This is a genomic window from Burkholderia sp. LMU1-1-1.1 (assembly GCF_040675865.1).
Taxonomy (GTDB): domain Bacteria; phylum Pseudomonadota; class Gammaproteobacteria; order Burkholderiales; family Burkholderiaceae_D; genus Rugamonas.
Window position 1 is genome coordinate 388,840 of sequence record NZ_JBEGHG010000023.1, and the last position, 17,847, is coordinate 406,686.

The 17,847-nt window shown below is 63.6% G+C and carries 16 protein-coding genes; 6 read left to right on the plus strand and 10 right to left on the minus strand.

Going from position 1 to position 17,847, the window contains the following annotated elements; all coding sequences use genetic code 11:
- Positions 1 to 2: 2 nt before the first annotated feature.
- The 4 genes from sdhA to MRBLMU1_RS20115 all read right to left on the minus strand — a co-directional run bounded on the left by sdhA (position 3) and on the right by MRBLMU1_RS20115 (position 3,706).
- Positions 3 to 1,781: a succinate dehydrogenase flavoprotein subunit gene (gene sdhA / locus MRBLMU1_RS20100; protein ID WP_090314621.1), complete on the minus strand. Its 1,779-nt coding sequence runs from the start codon at positions 1,779 to 1,781 to the stop codon at positions 3 to 5.
- A 2-nt stretch (positions 1,782 to 1,783) separates the two neighbouring features.
- Positions 1,784 to 2,149, minus strand: a complete 366-nt coding sequence (gene sdhD, locus MRBLMU1_RS20105) for a succinate dehydrogenase, hydrophobic membrane anchor protein (RefSeq protein ID WP_363504711.1) — start codon at positions 2,147 to 2,149, stop codon at positions 1,784 to 1,786.
- A gap of 1 nt (position 2,150) precedes the next feature.
- The gene (gene sdhC / locus MRBLMU1_RS20110) at positions 2,151 to 2,573 is read right to left on the minus strand and encodes a succinate dehydrogenase, cytochrome b556 subunit (RefSeq protein WP_363504714.1); all 423 of its coding nucleotides are present in this window, start codon (positions 2,571 to 2,573) and stop codon (positions 2,151 to 2,153) included.
- Between the two features lie 269 nt (positions 2,574 to 2,842).
- The gene (locus MRBLMU1_RS20115; protein WP_363504717.1) at positions 2,843 to 3,706 is read right to left on the minus strand and encodes a GntR family transcriptional regulator; all 864 of its coding nucleotides are present in this window, start codon (positions 3,704 to 3,706) and stop codon (positions 2,843 to 2,845) included.
- A 240-nt stretch (positions 3,707 to 3,946) separates the two neighbouring features.
- On the opposite strand from MRBLMU1_RS20115, the gene MRBLMU1_RS20120 reads away from it, so the two are divergent.
- The 4 genes from MRBLMU1_RS20120 to acnA all read left to right on the plus strand — a co-directional run bounded on the left by MRBLMU1_RS20120 (position 3,947) and on the right by acnA (position 9,421).
- The gene (locus tag MRBLMU1_RS20120) at positions 3,947 to 4,936 is read left to right on the plus strand and encodes a malate dehydrogenase (RefSeq protein WP_363504720.1); all 990 of its coding nucleotides are present in this window, start codon (positions 3,947 to 3,949) and stop codon (positions 4,934 to 4,936) included.
- A 159-nt stretch (positions 4,937 to 5,095) separates the two neighbouring features.
- On the plus strand, positions 5,096 to 6,094 hold the full coding sequence (locus MRBLMU1_RS20125; RefSeq protein WP_363504723.1) for an HpcH/HpaI aldolase/citrate lyase family protein: 999 nt from the start codon (positions 5,096 to 5,098) through the stop codon (positions 6,092 to 6,094).
- On the plus strand, positions 6,094 to 6,612 hold the full coding sequence (locus tag MRBLMU1_RS20130) for a hypothetical protein (RefSeq protein WP_363504726.1): 519 nt from the start codon (positions 6,094 to 6,096) through the stop codon (positions 6,610 to 6,612). The genes MRBLMU1_RS20125 and MRBLMU1_RS20130 overlap by 1 nt, the downstream gene beginning before the upstream one ends.
- A 100-nt stretch (positions 6,613 to 6,712) precedes the next feature.
- The gene (gene acnA, locus MRBLMU1_RS20135; protein ID WP_363504729.1) at positions 6,713 to 9,421 is read left to right on the plus strand and encodes an aconitate hydratase AcnA; all 2,709 of its coding nucleotides are present in this window, start codon (positions 6,713 to 6,715) and stop codon (positions 9,419 to 9,421) included.
- Here the strand turns inward: acnA and MRBLMU1_RS20140 are convergent, their stop codons facing one another.
- Positions 9,422 to 9,568 (minus strand): hypothetical protein, encoded by a 147-nt coding sequence (locus MRBLMU1_RS20140; RefSeq protein ID WP_363504732.1) that lies wholly within the window; start codon positions 9,566 to 9,568, stop codon positions 9,422 to 9,424.
- Positions 9,569 to 9,619: 51 nt separating this feature from the next.
- Between MRBLMU1_RS20140 and MRBLMU1_RS20145 the strand changes: the two genes are divergently transcribed.
- Both MRBLMU1_RS20145 and MRBLMU1_RS20150 read left to right on the plus strand, forming a co-directional pair.
- Complete coding sequence (locus MRBLMU1_RS20145) at positions 9,620 to 11,674, plus strand: LamG-like jellyroll fold domain-containing protein (protein ID WP_363504735.1); 2,055 nt, start codon at positions 9,620 to 9,622, stop codon at positions 11,672 to 11,674.
- A gap of 177 nt (positions 11,675 to 11,851) precedes the next feature.
- A complete protein-coding gene (locus tag MRBLMU1_RS20150; protein WP_363504738.1) occupies positions 11,852 to 13,123 on the plus strand; it encodes a DUF2863 family protein in 1,272 nt (423 codons plus the stop codon).
- Between the two features lie 32 nt (positions 13,124 to 13,155).
- Here the strand turns inward: MRBLMU1_RS20150 and MRBLMU1_RS20155 are convergent, their stop codons facing one another.
- The 5 genes from MRBLMU1_RS20155 to MRBLMU1_RS20175 all read right to left on the minus strand — a co-directional run bounded on the left by MRBLMU1_RS20155 (position 13,156) and on the right by MRBLMU1_RS20175 (position 17,814).
- Positions 13,156 to 13,461: a hypothetical protein gene (locus MRBLMU1_RS20155; RefSeq protein ID WP_363504741.1), complete on the minus strand. Its 306-nt coding sequence runs from the start codon at positions 13,459 to 13,461 to the stop codon at positions 13,156 to 13,158.
- A gap of 28 nt (positions 13,462 to 13,489) precedes the next feature.
- Positions 13,490 to 13,954: a CYTH domain-containing protein gene (locus tag MRBLMU1_RS20160; protein WP_363504742.1), complete on the minus strand. Its 465-nt coding sequence runs from the start codon at positions 13,952 to 13,954 to the stop codon at positions 13,490 to 13,492.
- A 2-nt stretch (positions 13,955 to 13,956) separates the two neighbouring features.
- The gene (locus tag MRBLMU1_RS20165) at positions 13,957 to 15,084 is read right to left on the minus strand and encodes a M14 family metallopeptidase (protein WP_363504745.1); all 1,128 of its coding nucleotides are present in this window, start codon (positions 15,082 to 15,084) and stop codon (positions 13,957 to 13,959) included.
- Positions 15,085 to 15,168: 84 nt separating this feature from the next.
- Positions 15,169 to 16,239, minus strand: coding sequence for a patatin-like phospholipase family protein (locus tag MRBLMU1_RS20170; RefSeq protein WP_414646100.1), 1,071 nt, complete (start codon positions 16,237 to 16,239; stop codon positions 15,169 to 15,171).
- Between the two features lie 111 nt (positions 16,240 to 16,350).
- Complete coding sequence (locus MRBLMU1_RS20175) at positions 16,351 to 17,814, minus strand: catalase (protein ID WP_363504751.1); 1,464 nt, start codon at positions 17,812 to 17,814, stop codon at positions 16,351 to 16,353.
- Positions 17,815 to 17,847 lie beyond the last annotated feature (33 nt).

Genomic DNA, 17,847 nt, shown 5'->3' on the forward strand with positions numbered 1-17,847 from the left:
CCTTAGAAAGTACGTGGTTTCGGTTTGAAGGTATCAACCGTCAATGGCTTGGTCACGACCGCCTTGTAATCCAGGCGGTTGCCTTCCGAGTACCACAGGGTGTGCTTCATCCAGTTGTCGTCGTCGCGCTGCGGGAAATCGTTGTGGGCGTGGGCGCCGCGCGATTCCTTGCGGGCCACGGCCGACGTGATCGTCGCCTTGGCCGTTTCGATCAGGTTGTCCAGCTCCAGCGCTTCGACGCGCGCGGTGTTGAACACCTTGGATTTGTCCTTGAACGAGACGTGCTTGCGGCGCTCGTCGAGCACCATGATTTCCTTGGCGCCCTGGGTCATCATCTCTTCGGTACGGAACACGCCGCAGTACTTCTGCATCGTGGCGCGGATGTCGTTGGCGACGTTCTGCACACGTTCCGAACCGGTCGACGTTTCCAGTTTGTTCAGGCGGTCCATCGCGTAGTCGGAGGCGTCCTTCGGCAGCGGCTTGTTTTCCTTCTGCTTCAGGTTCGACGCGACCACGTGGTTGCCGGCCGCGCGGCCGAACACCACCAGGTCGAGCAGCGAGTTGGTGCCCAGGCGGTTGGCGCCGTGCACCGAGACGCAGGCGCATTCGCCGATCGCGTACAGGCCGTTGACGATCTTCTGCGTGCCGTCGCCGTTGGGCGTGACGACCTGGCCGTGGATGTTGGTTGGAATACCGCCCATCTGGTAGTGAATCGTCGGCACGACAGGAATCGGTTCCTTGGTGGCGTCGACGTTGGCGAACTTGTGGCCGATTTCCAGGATCGACGGCAGGCGCTTGGCGATGGTCTCGGCGCCGATGTGGCGCAGGTCCAGCATCACGTGGTCCTTGTTCGGACCGCAGCCGCGGCCTTCCTTGATCTCCTGGTCCATCGAGCGCGAGACGAAGTCGCGCGGCGCCAGATCTTTCAAGGTCGGCGCGTAGCGCTCCATGAAACGTTCGCCTTCGGAGTTGATCAGGATACCGCCCTCGCCGCGCACGCCCTCGGTGATGAGGACACCAGCGCCGGCCACGCCGGTCGGGTGGAACTGCCAGAACTCCATGTCCTGCAGCGGCAGGCCGGCGCGCGCGGCCATGCCCATGCCGTCGCCGGTGTTGATGAAGGCGTTGGTCGACGCGGCGAAGATGCGGCCGGCGCCGCCGGTGGCGAAGATGGTGGTCTTCGCTTCCAGGATCATCGTTTCGCCGGTTTCCATTTCCAGGGCCACCACGCCGACGACGTCGCCTTCGGCGTCGCGGATGATGTCGAGCGCCATCCATTCGACGAAGAAGTGGGTGCGGGCGCGGACATTGCGCTGGTACAGGGTGTGCAGCAGCGCGTGGCCGGTGCGGTCGGCCGCGGCGCAGGCGCGCTGCACGGCTTTTTCACCGAAGTTGGCGGTGTGGCCGCCGAACGGACGCTGGTAGATGGTGCCGTCGGGATTGCGGTCGAACGGCATGCCGAAGTGTTCCAGCTCGTAGACGACCTTCGGTGCTTCGCGGCACATGAATTCGATCGCGTCCTGGTCGCCCAGGTAGTCGCCGCCCTTGACGGTGTCGAACATGTGCCAGAACCAGTTGTCCTCGGCCATGTTGCCCAGCGAGGCGCCGATGCCGCCCTGCGCCGCCACGGTGTGCGAGCGGGTCGGGAAGACTTTGGACAGCACGGCGACGTTCAGGCCGGCCTCGGCCAGTTGCAGCGAGGCGCGCATGCCGGAGCCGCCGGCGCCGACGATTACCGCGTCAAAGCGGCGGGTTGGAATTCCAGTTTTAATAGCTGCCACGATTACACACTCCAGAGTATCTGTACCGACCATACGGCACAAGCGATCAACCACAGCATCGTGGCGATTTGCAGGGTCAGGCGAACGCCGACGGCTTTGACGTAGTCCATCCAGACGTCGCGCATGCCGACCCAGGCGTGATAGAACAGGCCGAACAAGGTCACGGCGGAAATCAGTTTGAACCATTGCTGGGCGAACAGCGCGGCCCAGCCTTCATAGGTGAAATTCTGCCCGGTCAGGAACGACACCAGCAGGATGGCGGTGTAGAGCACCATCATGACGGCGGTCACGCGCTGGGCCAGCCAGTCTTTCATGCCGTAGTGGGCGCCGACAACCATGCGCTTCGGGCCGATGTTATTGTTAGCCATATCAGAACACTCCAAACAGTTTCAGGGCGACCAGCACGGTCAATGTCACGCTGATGACCAGCACGGTGGCCGACGAGCGGCGCGCCGAATCCTTGTCCAGGCCGATGTGGGTATCCATCACCAGGTGGCGGACGCCGGCGCAGAAGTGGTGGAAGTAGCCCCAGCACAGCGCCAGGATGATCAGCTTGACCAGCGGGTAGGTGATGAAGCCTTGATAGTGCGCGAAGGAAATCTCGGAACGCAGGCTCTCTTGCAGCAAATACAGCACGAATGGCAGCAACAGACACATCAGAACACCGCTGATGCGGTGCAGGATGGAGACGATGGCGGCCAGGGGCTGGCGATAGTTGAGGATTTCGGTAATATGGATATTACGGAATTCCCGCCGTTCTTTTTTAGGGACTTCCCTTACGGCTTCTGACATAACAAGACCTCCTCAGGCTTAAACAAAAATTGGTTAGACCGCGATTTTCGCCGATTTCCGCGCCGATAACCAATATCTATTGTTACATATAACTAAAATAGTGTTTTGCAACACTGTCCGGCGGCCGCTTTCCGCAGCTCAACGTATTATCAGCGCAACAATGCTACCGCCGTGTGACGCACGGTTTGTTGTACGCTACCTGACGCGCTGTTCCGCATGCCAGGGTCTCCTGCTCCACCCGTTGGGTTCGATTCGGTTCAGCTCACCAGTCAATTCAGTTCGTTGTGATAGTGGTGGCGTTCGGTCAGATACTGTCCCCGGCGCAACTCCACCGGCTTGTCGCCGTAGGTGAACGACACCCGCTCCGACGCCAGCAGCGGCGTGTCGATGGCGATGTGCAGCAGCGCGGCCACGCCGGCGTCGGCGCACACGGCGCGGATCTTCTCGGTCGCCCGGATCATGCGGGTGCCGAATTCGGACTCGAACAGTCCGTACATCGGGCCCTTGTATTCGACCAGCCGCTCGGCGGTCAATCCCTTGAACGTCACGCCGGGCAGCCACATCTCCTCGACGATGGTGGGCACGCTGTCGAACGACTGCACGCGCTTGATGAAGATGACGGCGTCGCCGGACTTCAGGTCGAGCAGGCGCGCCACGTCGGCGGGCGCGCGCATGCGCTTGACTTCGATGAACTTACTTTCAGGATAGTGTGGCACGCCCTCGTCGGGCATCAGCTTGAGGAAGCGGAAATGGGCGCGCGCCTCGTGGTGGGTGGCGACGAAGGTGCCCTTGCCCTGCTTGCGCATGACCAGGTTCTCGGCGGCCAGCTCGTCGATGGCCTTGCGCACCGTGCCCTGGCTGACCTTGAAGCGGTTGGCCAGCTCGACCTCGCTGGGGATCAGCTCGCCCGGTTTCCACTCCCCCGATTGCAGGCTCTGAGTTATCAGCGCCTTGATTTGCTGGTAAAGTGGGGAGAATGTCGGCGAGCTGCCGGCCGGAAGCCCCGGCGCGCCGGTCGTCGCCGGCGACGGCGCGGCTGGCGACGAGGCCGCCGAACCCGCCGACGATCCTGCTGCGCCACCGGCACTTGAGGCTGGGCTGCTGCTGTTCGGATTGGGCGGGACGGGATTCATAGACCGAGATTTCACCACAAACGACCGCTTCCGTCCAGCAAAACCGGCAACAACTTATCTGTCTTATATAAGACATAAGATAGGATTGACAGAAGCTAGTTACGCGCCTACACTCCGCAGCCATGCGCTTATATGCTGTGGATTTGCAGTATCATTATGGATTAGGTTTTCCCGGGCCGGCGCGGTCCAGTTTAAGAACGCGGCTCAAGAACGTTTTCATTCCCACTTTGGAGATTCATCATGGCTAAAACCCCAATGCGTGTTGCTGTCACCGGCGCCGCCGGTCAAATCGGTTACGCTCTGCTGTTCCGCATCGCCAACGGCGACATGCTCGGCAAAGACCAGCCGGTCATCCTGCAACTGCTGGAAATCGCTGACGAAAAAGCACAAAAGGCCCTCAAGGGCGTCATGATGGAAATCGACGACTGCGCCTTCCCGCTGCTGACCGAGATGACCGCCCACTCCGACCCGCTGACCGCCTTCAAGGACGTCGATGTCGCCGTGCTGGTCGGCGCCCGTCCGCGCGGCCCTGGCATGGAACGCAAAGACCTGCTGGAAGCGAACGCCCAGATCTTCACCGTGCAAGGCAAGGCGCTGGACGCCGTCGCTTCGCGCAACGTCAAAGTGCTGGTGGTCGGCAACCCTGCCAACACCAACGCCTACATCGCCATGAAATCGGCGCCGTCGCTGCCGGCCAAGAACTTCACCGCCATGCTGCGCCTGGACCACAACCGCGCGCTGTCGCAAGTGGCCGCCAAGACCGGCACCGCCGTGAAGGACATCGAGAAGCTGACCGTGTGGGGCAACCACTCGCCAACGATGTACGCCGACTACCGCTTCGCCACCGTCGGCGGCAAGGCCGTCAAGGACCTGATCAACGACCAGGAATGGAACGCCAACGTGTTCCTGCCGACCGTCGGCAAGCGCGGCGCCGCCATCATCGAAGCGCGCGGCCTGTCGTCGGCCGCGTCGGCCGCCAACGCCGCCATCGACCACGTCCACGACTGGATGCTGGGCACCAACGGCAAGTGGACCACCATGGGCGTTCCGTCGGATGGTTCGTACGGCATCCCTGAAGGCACCATGTTCGGCTTCCCTGTCACCACCGAAAACGGCGAATACAAAATCGTCCAGGGCCTGGAAATCGACGCCTTCTCGCAAGAGCGCATCAACCTGACCTTGAAGGAACTGACCGAAGAACGCGAAGGCGTCAAGCACCTGCTGCCGTAATCTTCCTTCCCGCGCCAAGTGGAACCGGTTAAACCACCGATCCGCCGCACCCGCCGCGCTGCCGAGAGCAGCGCGGCGTCTGTTCCGCCCTTGTCGGCCCTACCCGCCACACCCGAAACGCCAGCCATCCAGCCAACCGCCATTCCAGACCACACCCGCATGCACCCATCCGAGGTTTTATTCCAGGGCAATCGCCAGCCGCTGCTGCTGCCGGCCTGCGACCACTACGCCGGCTCCGAAAAGCTGATGCGCAAATCGATCGCTCTGCAACAAGAACTTGGCCCGCTGTTCGACATCACGCTCGACTGCGAGGACGGCGCCAGCGCCGGCAACGAGGCCGCCCACGCGCGCCTGGTGGCCGAGCTGCTGAGCTCCGACGACAACAAATTCAACCGCATCGGCGCCCGCGTGCACGATGTCGGCAGCCCGTTCTTCGCCCAGGACGTCGAGATCATCTGCGCCGCCGCCCAGCGCCTGGCCTACCTGGTGCTGCCGAAAGTCAACGGCGCGCAGGAAGTCGTCGACGCCATCGCGCTGATCAACCGGCACGCGGCCAAGGCCGGCCGCGCCGATTTACCGGTCCACGTGCTGATCGAAACCCACGGCGCGCTGCGCCAGGCCTACGACATCGCCGCCATTCCGCAGGTGCAGTGCCTGTCGTTCGGCATCATGGACTTCATCTCGTCGCACTACGGCGCCATCCCCGGCGCGGCCATGCGCACGCCGGGCCAGTTCACGCACCCGCTGGTGGTGCGCGCCAAGCTGGAAATCTCGGCCGCCTGCCACGCGCACGGCAAGGTGCCGTCGCATAACGTCACCACCGAGATCAAGGACACGGCCGTCGCCGCCAACGACGCCCAGCGCGCCGCCGCCGAATTCGGCTACACGCGCATGTGGAGCATCCACCCGAACCAGATCAAGCCGATCATCAAGACCTTCACGCCGCGCCTGTCCGAGGTGAACGAGGCGGCCGCCATCCTGCTCGAGGCGGCTGCCGTGCAATGGGGGCCGATCGCACAGAACGGGCGCTTGCACGACCGCGCCAGCTACCGATATTATTGGACCGTTTTACAGCGCGCCAAACTGGCCGGGCTGAGCTTGCCCGAGTCGGTGGCCGCGCTGATGAACCCCGCCGACCACCCACTGGAAACAAACTGATGTCGATCTCGAAACTATTCATGGCCTGCAGCCTCGCGCTGGCTTCGCTGTCCCTGGCCGCCGGCGCCCACGCCGCAGCGGAACCCACCAAAACCCCGGTCAAAAAGACGGTGAAGAAGTCCACCAAGAAGGCCGCCAAGCCGGTGGAGGAAGCCGTACCGAAAGGCCCCGACGAGGAAGCCGACGAGCCGGTCGTCACCGATTCGGCCGTGACCGAGTTCGATTGCGAACTGGGCAACAAGATCACGATCTACGCCAACACCACCGACGAGTCGCACATCGCGCTGCGCTGGAAGAAGCGCCTGCACCGCCTGACGCGCGTGGGCACGACCACCGGCGCCCAGCGCTTCGAAAACAAATTGTACGGCCTGATCTGGATCGGCATTCCAGCCAAGGGCATGCTGCTCGATTCCAAATTGAACCGCCAGTTGGCCAACGAATGCCGCAACGCCGAACAATTGAAGCCGGTCACGACCTCCGAGGCCGAGCCGACCAGCACCAAGATCACGATCCAGTAATACGGTTTCAACACGACGGTTCCAAAACGGGCGCGCCGCCACGGGCGCTTGCACAACGTAGTACTTCAACAAATAGACGATACCCACTGAAGGAGAGGTCATGTCCCGCAACACTCTGAACACGCTTAAGGATTTCAACATTTCGGGCAAGAAGGCGAAGTTCTATTCGCTGCCTGCACTGGAGAAGAGCCTGGGCGCCAAAATCTCCCGCCTGCCGGTATCGATCCGCGTTGTGCTGGAATCCGTGCTGCGCAACTGCGACGGCAAAAAAGTCACCGAAGAACACATCAAGCAGCTGGCCAACTGGAGCCCGACCGGCGAGCGCACCGACGAGATCCCGTTCGTCGTCGCCCGCGTGGTGCTGCAGGACTTCACCGGCGTGCCGCTGCTGGCCGACCTGGCCGCGATGCGCAACGTCGCCTACAAGATGGGTATCAACGCCAAGAAGATCGAACCGCTGGTCCCTGTCGACCTGGTGGTCGACCACTCGGTCACCATCGACCACTTCCGCGAGCCGGGCGCGCTGGACCTGAACATGAAGCTGGAATTCTCGCGCAACAACGAGCGCTACCAGTTCATGAAATGGGGCATGCAAGCGTTCGACACCTTCGGCGTGGTGCCGCCGGGCTTCGGCATCGTCCACCAGGTCAACCTGGAATACCTGGCGCGCGGCGTGCACAAGGATGCTGCCGGCGTGTACTACCCTGATTCGCTGGTCGGCACCGACTCGCACACCACCATGATCAACGGCATCGGCGTGGTCGGCTGGGGCGTGGGCGGCATCGAGGCGGAAGCCGGCATGCTGGGCCAGCCGGTCTATTTCCTGACCCCGGACGTGATCGGCGTCAACCTGACCGGCGTGCTGCGCGAAGGCTGCACCGCGACCGACCTGGTGCTGACCATCACCGAACTGCTGCGCAAAGAGAAAGTCGTCGGCAAGTTCGTCGAGTTCTTCGGCGAAGGCACCGAGACCCTGTCGGTCACCGACCGCGCCACCATCGCCAACATGGCGCCTGAATACGGCGCGACGATGGGCTTCTTCCCGGTCGACGACGCCACCATCGAATACTTCGAAGGCACCGGCCGCACCAAGGCGGAAATCGACGCCTTCGCCGCCTATTTCAAGGCGCAGGGCATGTACGGCGTATCGAAAGCCGGCGAGATCGACTACACCCGCGTGGTGGAACTGAACCTGACGAGCGTCACCCCTTCGCTGGCCGGCCCCAAGCGTCCACAGGACCGTATCGAAATCGGCAACGTGAAAAACAACTTCACCGAACTGTTCTCGAAACCGACCACCGAAAACGGCTTCAACAAAAAGCCGGACGACCTGTCGAAGACCTACACCACCAGCAACGGCGTGAACGTCAAGAACGGCGACGTGCTGATCGCCGCGATCACCTCGTGCACCAACACCTCGAACCCGAGCGTGCTGCTGGCCGCCGGCCTGCTGGCCAAGAAGGCCGTCGAAGCCGGCCTGACGGTCGCCCCGCACATCAAGTCGTCGCTGGCCCCCGGCTCGCGCGTGGTCACCGAGTACCTGACCGCCGCCGGCCTGCTGCCATACCTGGAGCAACTGGGCTTCGGCGTGACCGCCTACGGCTGCACCACCTGCATCGGCAACGCCGGCGACCTGACCCCGGAACTGAACGCCACCATCACCGCGAACGACATCGTCGCCTCGGCCGTGCTGTCCGGTAACCGCAACTTCGAAGCGCGGATCCACCCGAACATCCGTTCGAACTTCCTGGCCTCGCCACCGCTGGTCGTGGCCTACGCCATCGCCGGCAACATGACCGTCGACCTGATGACCCAACCGGTCGGCAAGGGCACCAACGGCAAGGACGTGTACCTGGGCGACATCTGGCCGACCTCGAAAGAGATCGCCAAGCTGATGAAGTTCGCGATGAACTCGAAAGTGTTCAAGACCAACTACGCCGACGTCAAGGGCAACCCGGGCAAGCTGTGGGAACACGTGTCGACCACCGAAGGCCAAGTGTACAACTGGCCGGCGTCGACCTACATCGCCGAGCCACCGTTCTTCGACGGCTTCGAGATGACCCCGAAAGCGGTCGCCACCGGCATCGAAGGCGCGCGCGCGCTGGGCGTGTTCGGCGACTCGATCACCACCGACCACATCTCCCCTGCCGGCTCCATCAAGGAAGACGGCCCGGCGGGCAAATGGCTGCTGGCCAACGGCGTGCTCAAGGCGGACTTCAACTCGTACGGCTCGCGTCGCGGTAACCACGAGATCATGATGCGCGGCACCTTCGCCAACGTGCGTATCAAGAACAAGATGATCCCGCCAAAAGCGGACGGTTCGGCGGTCGAGGGCGGCATCACGATCCACCAGCCATCGGGCGAACAGCTGTCGATCTACGACGCGGCGATGAAGTACGTCGCCGAAGGCACGCCGACCATGGTGTTCGGCGGCGAAGAGTACGGCACCGGCTCGTCGCGCGACTGGGCGGCCAAGGGCACCCAGCTGCTGGGCGTGAAGGCCGTGATCGTGCGTTCGTTCGAACGCATCCACCGCTCCAACCTGGTCGGCATGGGCGTGCTGCCGCTGCAATTCATCGGCACCGACAGCGTCGAAACCCTGGGCATCACCGGCAAGGAAACCTACGACCTGAAGGGCCTGGAAGGCGAGATCAAGCCGCAACAGCTGGCCACCTTGGTGATCCATCGCGCCGACGGCTCGAGCCAGGAAGTCAAAGTGTTGCTGCGTATCGACACCCCGATCGAAGTCGATTACTACAAGCACGGCGGTATTCTGCCATTCGTGCTGCGCCAGCTGCTCGCTGCATAATCAAGCACTTAAACTAGTTTCATACCGGAAAAACACCCTGCCCGCTTCGGCGGCGGGGTGTTTTTTTTCATCCCGCACAATTGAAAACATTTCCACATCGAAATTACTTGTCGCATAATCGGCTTCCCGATGGACTATTTTTAACATTTGAGCTCCCGGAGCTGAAAGGTGAACATGTCGAAGAAGCCGGAAATTGCATTGGAACGTAGAAATTTTTGTGCAGGCTCGCTCAGTCTGGCGGCCCTTGGCCCCCTCGCGCTGGCCGGTTGCGGCGGCGGCTCGGCCGACACCGCCGAACCATCCGCCGGGACGCCCCGCCTGCTGGCGGGCGGCACCGTGGTCGGCCAGCAGGCGGCCCGCGTCTTCAAGCATCCCGGCCTGTTGCACACCGAGGCCGACTTCGACCGCATGCGCGCCAAGGTCGCCGCCGGCGCGCAACCCTGGCTCGACGGCTGGAACGCGCTGCTTACCACTGGCCGTTCGCACCTGGGCAACGATCCGCGTCCGCTGACCACCGTCGTGCGCGGCGGCGACGGCCAAAACTTCGCCCAGCTGTATATCGACACCGCCCGCGCCTACCAGATCGCGGTGCGCTGGAAAGTCACCAACGACGTCGCCTACGCCAACAAGGCGATCCAATACCTGAACGAATGGTCGGCCAGGCTGACCGCCATCACCGGCAACGCCGACCGCTTCCTGGCCGCCGGCATCTACGGCTACCAGTTCGCCAATGCCGCCGAGATCATGCGCACCTACGAGGGCTGGGCGCCGGCCGACCTGGCGCGCTTCCAGAACATGATGCTGACCGTGTTCTATCCGATGAACCACCAGTTCCTGACGCAGCACAACGGCGCCGACATCACCAACTACTGGGCCAACTGGGACCAGTGCAACCTGGCCTCGATCCTGGCCATCGGTGTGCTGTGCGACCGCGAAGACCTCTACAACGAAGCGGTTGACTACTACAAAACCGGCGCCGGCAACGGCGCCTCCAACCAGGCGGTGCGCTTCATCCATCCGGGCCATCTCGGTCAATGGCAGGAAAGTTCGCGCGACCAGGGGCACAGCACGCTGGGCATCGGCCTGGCCGGCGTCTTCTGCGAGATGGCGTGGAACCAGGGCGACGACCTCTACGGCTACGACAACAACCGCTTCCTGGCCGGCGCCGAGTACGTGGCCAAGTCCAACCTGGCCGACGCCAACAACAACCTGTACTACACGTCCATGCCCTTCGATCCCTACACCAACCGGCACGGCACCGGCCTGGGCATCTCCCCGGCCGGCCTGCCGGCCACGCGAGTGGTATGGGAAATGGTGCGCAACCACTACGTCAACCGGCTCGGCCTAGCGGCGCCCTACGTCACCTTGATGACGAAAAAGATAGGGGTCGAGGGCGACGGCGGCAACGGCGACCAGCTCGGCCTCGGCACCTTGACCTTCACCCGCGATCCGATCGCCGCCGGCGCCGCGCCCAGCGGGCTGACCGCGCGCCTGGTCGGCGGCAAGGTCGAGCTGTCGTGGTGGGGCTCGGCCTACGCCACCGGTTACACGGTCAAACGCGCCACCACGGCCGGCGGCCCGTACACCACCGTCGCCAGCGGCATTACCGACCTGCTGACCTTCACCGACAGCGGCATGGCCGCCGGCGCTTACTATTATGTCGTCACGGCGGCCACGCCGACGGGCGAGAGCGCGCCGTCCAATGAAGTAAAAGCGGACACGGCGTTGACCTTGCTGACCCGGCTGGGGGCGTTGAGCTTCAACGGCGTCGACCAGTACGTCGCGCTGCCGGCCGGCGTCGCCGCCGACCTGGCCGACTTCACCATCGCCGTCAAGGTGTACTGGAACGCCGCGCGCGACTGGGAACGGGTGTTCGACTTCGGCACCGGCATGAACCAATACCTGTTCATGACGCCGCGCGCCTTCCGTGGCGGCCTCGCTTTCACCATCTCCAACAACGGTGGCTACGGCAGCCAGACGGTGTCGGCGCCGGCGCCGCTGGCGACCGGCCAGTGGGTGCACGTGGCGGTCACCTTGTCGGGATCGACCGCCACCTTGTATGTGAACGGCAGCGCGGTCGGCACCAACACCGCGATGACGCGCGCGCCGTTCCGCCTGGGTAGCACCGAGAGCAACTGGCTCGGCCGCTCGCAGTATCCGGCCGATCCCTACTTCAACGGCAAGGTGGATGATTTCCGCATCTACAACGGCGCCATGACGACCGCGCAGGTCGCGGCCTTGGCGATCGCTTGACGGATCGGCGCCCGACCGTCCGCGCGCGCTGCCAGCCCCGCGCGGACTTGATTTACGCCCCCCAGTCCCGAACTAATAAGGGTTAGCTGAGCGAATCAACTACAATACGTGTCATAAGGGTTATCATCTGCATGACTGATCCGCTTTTTTCACTTTTTATAAGACTCTTATTGCGCTATGCGTCGTCCATCTAAAGATTCATCCCATAAATTGTCTGTCGAAAGCCAGCGTCTCGTCACCTACGCCCAAGCGGTTGGTCAGGCGGCCAGCCGGCTTGAAGAGCGGTCGTGGGAACACAACCTCGATGCACAGCTCCAGAAACTCCTCAAGACCGGCCACCAGGACACCATCGACGCCACGCTCAACGCGCTGTTCAAGGAAGACTTGAACGCCTACGACGTGCTGATGGATGGCGTCGAAGCGGTCAGCGAATCGAGCAGCATCACCATCGACACCGCCGACGGCGTGGCCAAGCAATACGACGTGCTGCTGGTGGCCGCGCCCATCCTGGCGTGGACCCGCTTCTCGATCGCCTCGGGCGCGATCCCGACCGACATCCTGCAAACGCTGTCGACGCATTTCAGCGCCCACCTGCTGGCCGACGGCACGCGCATGGCGATGTCGCCGACCTTGTTCTCGATCGACCAACTGCCGCGCAGCCACGTCGAGACCTACGGCAAGGTGCACAAGCTGGCGCAGGCCGCGATCAAGGGCACGGTGCTCAAGGCCGACACCAAGGTGCCGGAGACGGCGCCGTTCCTGGCCGACACGCGCTACCTGCTGGTGGCGGTCGTGGCCCCGGCCGGCGCCCCGCTGTTCCGCTGGCAGATGCCTTCCAACCAGGGCAACTTCGCCAACGAGCGCGCCACCGCGCTGGAGCAATGGCGCGAGCAGGTCACGCCGACGGTCACCCGTCTGCTGCCGGGCTGCGGCATCGAGCTGCTGCTGCCTGAGGCCTACTACATGGCCTGCCGCGAGGCGGACAAGTTGATCCGTCCGGTGTCGATCCGCGCCGCCGTGCACTACCTGACGCACACCTTGGCGGTCGAACCGTCGGAGTTGCGCGCGGTGATCGCCGGCTTCGGCGAGGAAAACGCCGACGGCCAGATCGACGAGTACCGCGTGGCGTTCACGCAGCGCTCGACGCCGGACGTGATCTACGGCGTGGTGTGGCCGCTGTACGGCCAGGAGGACGAGGAAGGCACGCCGCCGGAAGGTCCGCTGCAAGGCGGTCCGGGCGGTGTGGTGCAGAAGCCGGTGACGCCGGTGGAAGAGATCGTCGCGCACCTGAACGCGGCCGGCATCACGCAGATCAAGAAGCACGCCGAGCGCTATGTGGCCGAGTTCTGCGACGACTGCGGCGCGCCGCTGTTCGCCGACCCGGTCGGCGAACTGGCGCACGCCGAGATGCCGGAAGACGCGCCCAGCGGCACCGAGCATTTCCATTAAGTTACAATAACAAAGCCCCTCGCGGGGCTTTGTTATTTTGGCGGTGCCGACTGCGGCTGAGGCAAATAAATGATAACGGGCGGAGCAGGCTGCAAGTGTTGTGGCTGCGAAGGTGGCTGCAGCAGCGCCGCCGCGGGTTGCAGGATCTGTACCAGTGTTATTCCCAAACCGCCGAAACCGATAAACAAACCGATGAGACTGGCGACCATCCACTTATGTGTGTCGGCCGACATCTTCTGCATTTCGGCACGCAACATCTCGATGTCCGCCTTCGTTGCTAACGTTGGCAAGATCGCGTTGTAGTGCGCCTCAAGCGCTGAGAATCGCTCGTTATCCATCCCATTAGCTTAGACCAAAATCCGCCGGCTACCAAGCCGAATATGGGTGCTTAATCAGGCTGGAATTGAGATAGCGCAGGTCATCCGTGACTTCGTCGGCCACCCACTCCGGCTTGTCGAACACCTGATCCTCCGAGCCCAGCTCGATCTCCGCCACCACCAGCCCGGCATTGGCGCCGAGGAACTCATCGACCTCCCACACATTGCCGGCGAAGTCGATGCGGCGGCGGTATTTTTCGATCAGCGGCTGCTCGCACAAACCGTCGAGCAGCTCGGCCGCATCGGCCATCGGGATCGGATACTCCCACTCCCCGCGCGTGGCGCCGACGTTGCGGCCCTTGATCGTCATCACCGCCCGGTCGCCCTCGATGCGCACCCGCACCACCCGCTCCTTGTGCGACGACAGATAGCCCTGGCGAAAAAACACCGGCTCGCCAAGGCTTTTCCACGCGTCGCCGCGCACCAGGAACTTGCGCTCGATCTCGACGCCCACGATCAGTAATCGTCCAGCGACAGCAGGATCGGTTGCAGGATCGCCGCGCCCAGCGCCGCGCTGCGCGAGCCGTTCCAGCCCACGTGCGGATCGGGCAGATCGGCGTTGTCCTTGAACGGCATCTCCAACGTCAGCGCCAGACAGCCGAAGTGGTGGCCGACGTATTTGGACGCCAGCGTCAGCATGTCTTCCTTGTACTTGCTGGCCGCGTAGCCGACCTTGTCCTGGAAGTCCGGGCTGGCGTTTTTATAGCGGTCGATGAAGGCCTGCTGCTTGACGCGGCGCTCGTCGCTGAAGTTCTCCAGCATCTCGTTACCGGCCACGAAGTTGTACGGCAGCGCCTCGTCGCCGTGGATGTCGAAGAACATGTCGATGCCCGTCTCGTGCATCTTCTGCTTCACATACAGCACTTCCGGGCTGCGCTCCACCGATGGCGTCATCCACTCGCGATTGAGGTTGGCGCCGGCGGCGTTGGTGCGCAGGTTGCCACGCACCGAACCGTCCGGATTCATGTTCGGCACGATGTAGAACACGCAGCGTTGCAGCAGCTTGCGCGCGATCGGGTTCGAATCGTCCAGCAGCGTATCGATCAGGCCCTCGATGAACCACTCGGCCATCGACTCCCCCGGATGCTGGCGCGCGATGAACCAGATTTTCTTTTCCGCTTCCGGCTTGCCGATGACGACCAGGTTCATGTCGCGGCCATCGACCGTGCTGCCCAGGTCGAGCACGCGCGCCGATGGATTCTCAGCCACTTCGCCCAGCAGGCGCAGATGGCGCTCGAACGAATACGGCTCGAAGTAGGCGTAGTAGACGCTGTCCAGGTCCGGCGTGTGGCGGATCGTCATGACGGCGCCGTCGAAGCTGGTCGGCACGCGGAACCAGTTCTCGCTGTCGTAGCTGGCCACGGCCTGGTAGTTCTCGTAGCCCTTGGGGTAGGTGGCCTGGCCGGCGTTGAGGAAGCGCATCGTGACCTGCTGGCCGCGCGCGCCCTGCAGGCGGAAGTGGAACCACTGGTGGATATCCGCGTGCGAGTCCTTGCGCAGATTCAGTTCGATGGTGGCGGCGCTGTCGGCGCGCAGCACCTCGATGGCGCCGGAGTCGAAGTTCTGGCTGATTTTGATGGTCATGTCGATCCAATAAGTGAATACCGATGACGCTATTTTACCAGCCGGGGCGACTTGCTCACGTGGTAGCGGCAAGCAAGCCGCCGGCTACGGCGGCGGCAGCTCGTGAATGGCGACGCCCTCAATCGGATCGACCGGCCGCTGCCACGGTTGCAGCGCGATCATGCGCGCGGCATCCTCGTAGCCGGCCTGCCAGCGCGCGCGGATGCCGGCCGCGCTAAAGTCGATGTCCTTGGTATGGTCCTCGTTACCCAGGCGCGGCGCCTTGAGCGACACGACGTGCATGGTGGTGCCGCAACCCCATTGCGCCAGTTCGCGCATTTCCGGCGTGCCGGCCGCCGACTTGGGTAGCTGCAGCGCCAGCTGGCGGATCACGTGGCGCAGCCGGTGCAGCTTGCGCTGCTGCTCGATATGGCTGGCGCGGCTGGCGTACTGGATTTCCTTTTGCTTGTCGAGCACCTGCATCACGCTTTGCGGCTCGCTGCCGTCCGGGTTCCACACCTGCACCGAGAAGATCACCGAATCGCGGCGCGGCTCGTCGTCGAGCACCGCCTCGATCGGCGTGTTCGAATAGATGCCGCCATCCCAATACGGTTCGCCGTCGATGCGTACCGCCGGAAACGCCGGCGGCAACGCGCCCGACGCCATCACGTGGACCGCGCCCAGCGTCTCGTGCCGCGTGTCGAAGTAGCGCATCGCGCCGTTGCGGGCGTTGACCGCGCCAACCGTCATGCGCATGGTGCCGTTGTTGAGGATGTCGAAATCGACCAGCGCGTCGAGCGTGGCGCGCAGCGGCGTGGTTTGATAGAAGGACGCGTGCTCGATGCCCACATGGGCCTCGGGATTCCACCACGCGGCGGGATTCGGTTCGAAAAAGGCGGGGATGCCCTGCCCCATCGTGACGGCGTTGGCCAGGCTGCGCGGCATGGCGGTGAAGCCCAGCGCGTTGCGCTCCATGCGGTGCCAGAACTGGCGCAGCCGCTCGAGCCGCTGCCCGGGTGGACTGCCGGCGATGATGGCGCCGTTGATGGCGCCGATGGAAGTGCCGATCACCCAGTCCGGCTCGATCCCCGCTTCATGCATGGCCTGGTAGACGCCGACCTGGTAGGCGCCCAAAGCGCCGCCGCCCTGCAGCACAAGCACGGTTTGCCCGGGGATGGCGAGGGTATCGGCATGGTGTGTCAAAAAAACCTCCGGCGGCGAGTCAATAGCATCATTGTATGGCGGATTGGCGGGCCTTGCCCGCCAATCCGCCATCCGCGCCCCGCATCACGCCAGGTTGACGCCCCTGGCCTTGAGCGCGGCGCGCACGCCGGCGCCGTAGGCCGGATCGGCCTGGTCGAAGTGGCCCAGCTGGCGGGCGATGATCTCGGCGTTCACCTGGCTCAACGGACCGGCGATGTTGTTGAACAGGTTGAGCTTTTCCTCGGTCGGCAGCAAACGGAACAGATTACCGGCCTGCGTGTAATCGTCCTCCTTGCCGCGACCGTCGTAGCGTGCCGCGCCGCCGTCCAGCGCCAGCGCCGGTTCTCCATGGCCCAGGCCCTGCGGATCGCTGCCGCCCGATTCGACCGGCTGGTAGTTCTGCGCCGAGCCGCCGTTGGCGATCGCCATCGTTCCGTCGCGCTGCTGGTTGTGGACCGGGCAGCGCGGCGCGTTCACCGGCAGGTGCTGGTGGTTGGTGCCGACGCGGTACAACTGGGCGTCGTGGTAGGCGAACAGGCGCGCCTGCAGCATCTTGTCCGGCGAGTAGCCCAGGCCCGGCACCACGTTCGACGGCGACAACGCCGCCTGCTCCACTTCCGCGTGGTAGTTCAGCGGATTGCGGTTCAACTCGAACAGGCCGACGGGGATCAGCGGGAAGTCCTTGTGCGGCCACACCTTGGTCAGGTCGAACGGATTCCAGCCGGTGCGCGCTTCCCACGCGGCCAGTTCGGCCTCGGTGGCCACCTGCAGCTTCACTTCCCACTGCGGGAAATCGCCGGCGGCGATGGCGCCGAACAGGTCGCGCTGCGCGTAGTCGGGGTCTTCACCGGCCAGGCGGCTCGCCTCGGATGCCGGCAGGTTCTTGATGCCTTGCTTGGTCTTCAGGTGCCATTTGCAGTACACACGCTCGCCGGCCTCGTTGATCAAGCTGAAGGTGTGGCTGCCGAAACCGTCCATGTGGCGGTAGCCGTCCGGCGTGCCACGGTCCGAGAACAGCATCGTCACTTGGTGCAGGCTTTCCGGCGTCTTACTCCAGAAGTCGAACATCATCGTCGGCGATTTCAGATTGGTCTGCGGATCGCGCTTTTGCGTGTGGATGAAGTCCGGGAACTTGATGCCGTCCTTGATGAAGAACATCGGCGTGTTGTTGCCGACCAGGTCCCAATTGCCCTCTTCGGTGTAGAAGCGCATGGCGAAGCCGCGCGGATCGCGCTCGGTGTCGGCGCTGCCCTTTTCGCCGCCGACGGTGGAGAAGCGCACGAAGGTTTCGGTCTGCTTGCCGATGGCCGAGAACAGCTTGGCCTTGGTGAATCTGGTGATGTCGTGGGTGACGGTGAAGGTGCCATAGGCGCCCGAACCCTTGGCGTGGACCACGCGCTCCGGAATGCGCTCGCGGTTGAAGTGCTGCAGCTTCTCGATCAGGTGGAAGTCCTGCAGCAGCAAGGGGCCGCGCCGGCCGGCGCTGACCGAGTTCTGGTTGTCGGCGACCGGAATGCCCGACGCGGTGGTGATAGGTGGCTGGCTCATGCTTTGGCTCCTCGTTGATAGTATGGGACTATT

What these genes read in the sequence shown, in the direction of transcription:
- sdhD (WP_363504711.1), bottom strand. Translation starts at nt 2,149, where the DNA reads ATGGCTAACAATAACATCGGCCCGAAGCGCATGGTTGTCGGCGCCCAC.
- sdhC (WP_363504714.1), bottom strand. Translation starts at nt 2,573, where the DNA reads ATGTCAGAAGCCGTAAGGGAAGTCCCTAAAAAAGAACGGCGGGAATTC.
- MRBLMU1_RS20165 (WP_363504745.1), bottom strand. Translation starts at nt 15,084, where the DNA reads ATGACCATCAAAATCAGCCAGAACTTCGACTCCGGCGCCATCGAGGTG.
- MRBLMU1_RS20175 (WP_363504751.1), bottom strand. Translation starts at nt 17,814, where the DNA reads ATGAGCCAGCCACCTATCACCACCGCGTCGGGCATTCCGGTCGCCGAC.
- MRBLMU1_RS20155 (WP_363504741.1), bottom strand. Translation starts at nt 13,461, where the DNA reads ATGGATAACGAGCGATTCTCAGCGCTTGAGGCGCACTACAACGCGATC.
- MRBLMU1_RS20115 (WP_363504717.1), bottom strand. Translation starts at nt 3,706, where the DNA reads ATGAATCCCGTCCCGCCCAATCCGAACAGCAGCAGCCCAGCCTCAAGT.
- acnA (WP_363504729.1), top strand. Translation starts at nt 6,713, where the DNA reads ATGTCCCGCAACACTCTGAACACGCTTAAGGATTTCAACATTTCGGGC.
- MRBLMU1_RS20140 (WP_363504732.1), bottom strand. Translation starts at nt 9,568, where the DNA reads ATGTTAAAAATAGTCCATCGGGAAGCCGATTATGCGACAAGTAATTTC.
- MRBLMU1_RS20120 (WP_363504720.1), top strand. Translation starts at nt 3,947, where the DNA reads ATGGCTAAAACCCCAATGCGTGTTGCTGTCACCGGCGCCGCCGGTCAA.
- MRBLMU1_RS20150 (WP_363504738.1), top strand. Translation starts at nt 11,852, where the DNA reads ATGCGTCGTCCATCTAAAGATTCATCCCATAAATTGTCTGTCGAAAGC.
- MRBLMU1_RS20130 (WP_363504726.1), top strand. Translation starts at nt 6,094, where the DNA reads ATGTCGATCTCGAAACTATTCATGGCCTGCAGCCTCGCGCTGGCTTCG.
- MRBLMU1_RS20125 (WP_363504723.1), top strand. Translation starts at nt 5,096, where the DNA reads ATGCACCCATCCGAGGTTTTATTCCAGGGCAATCGCCAGCCGCTGCTG.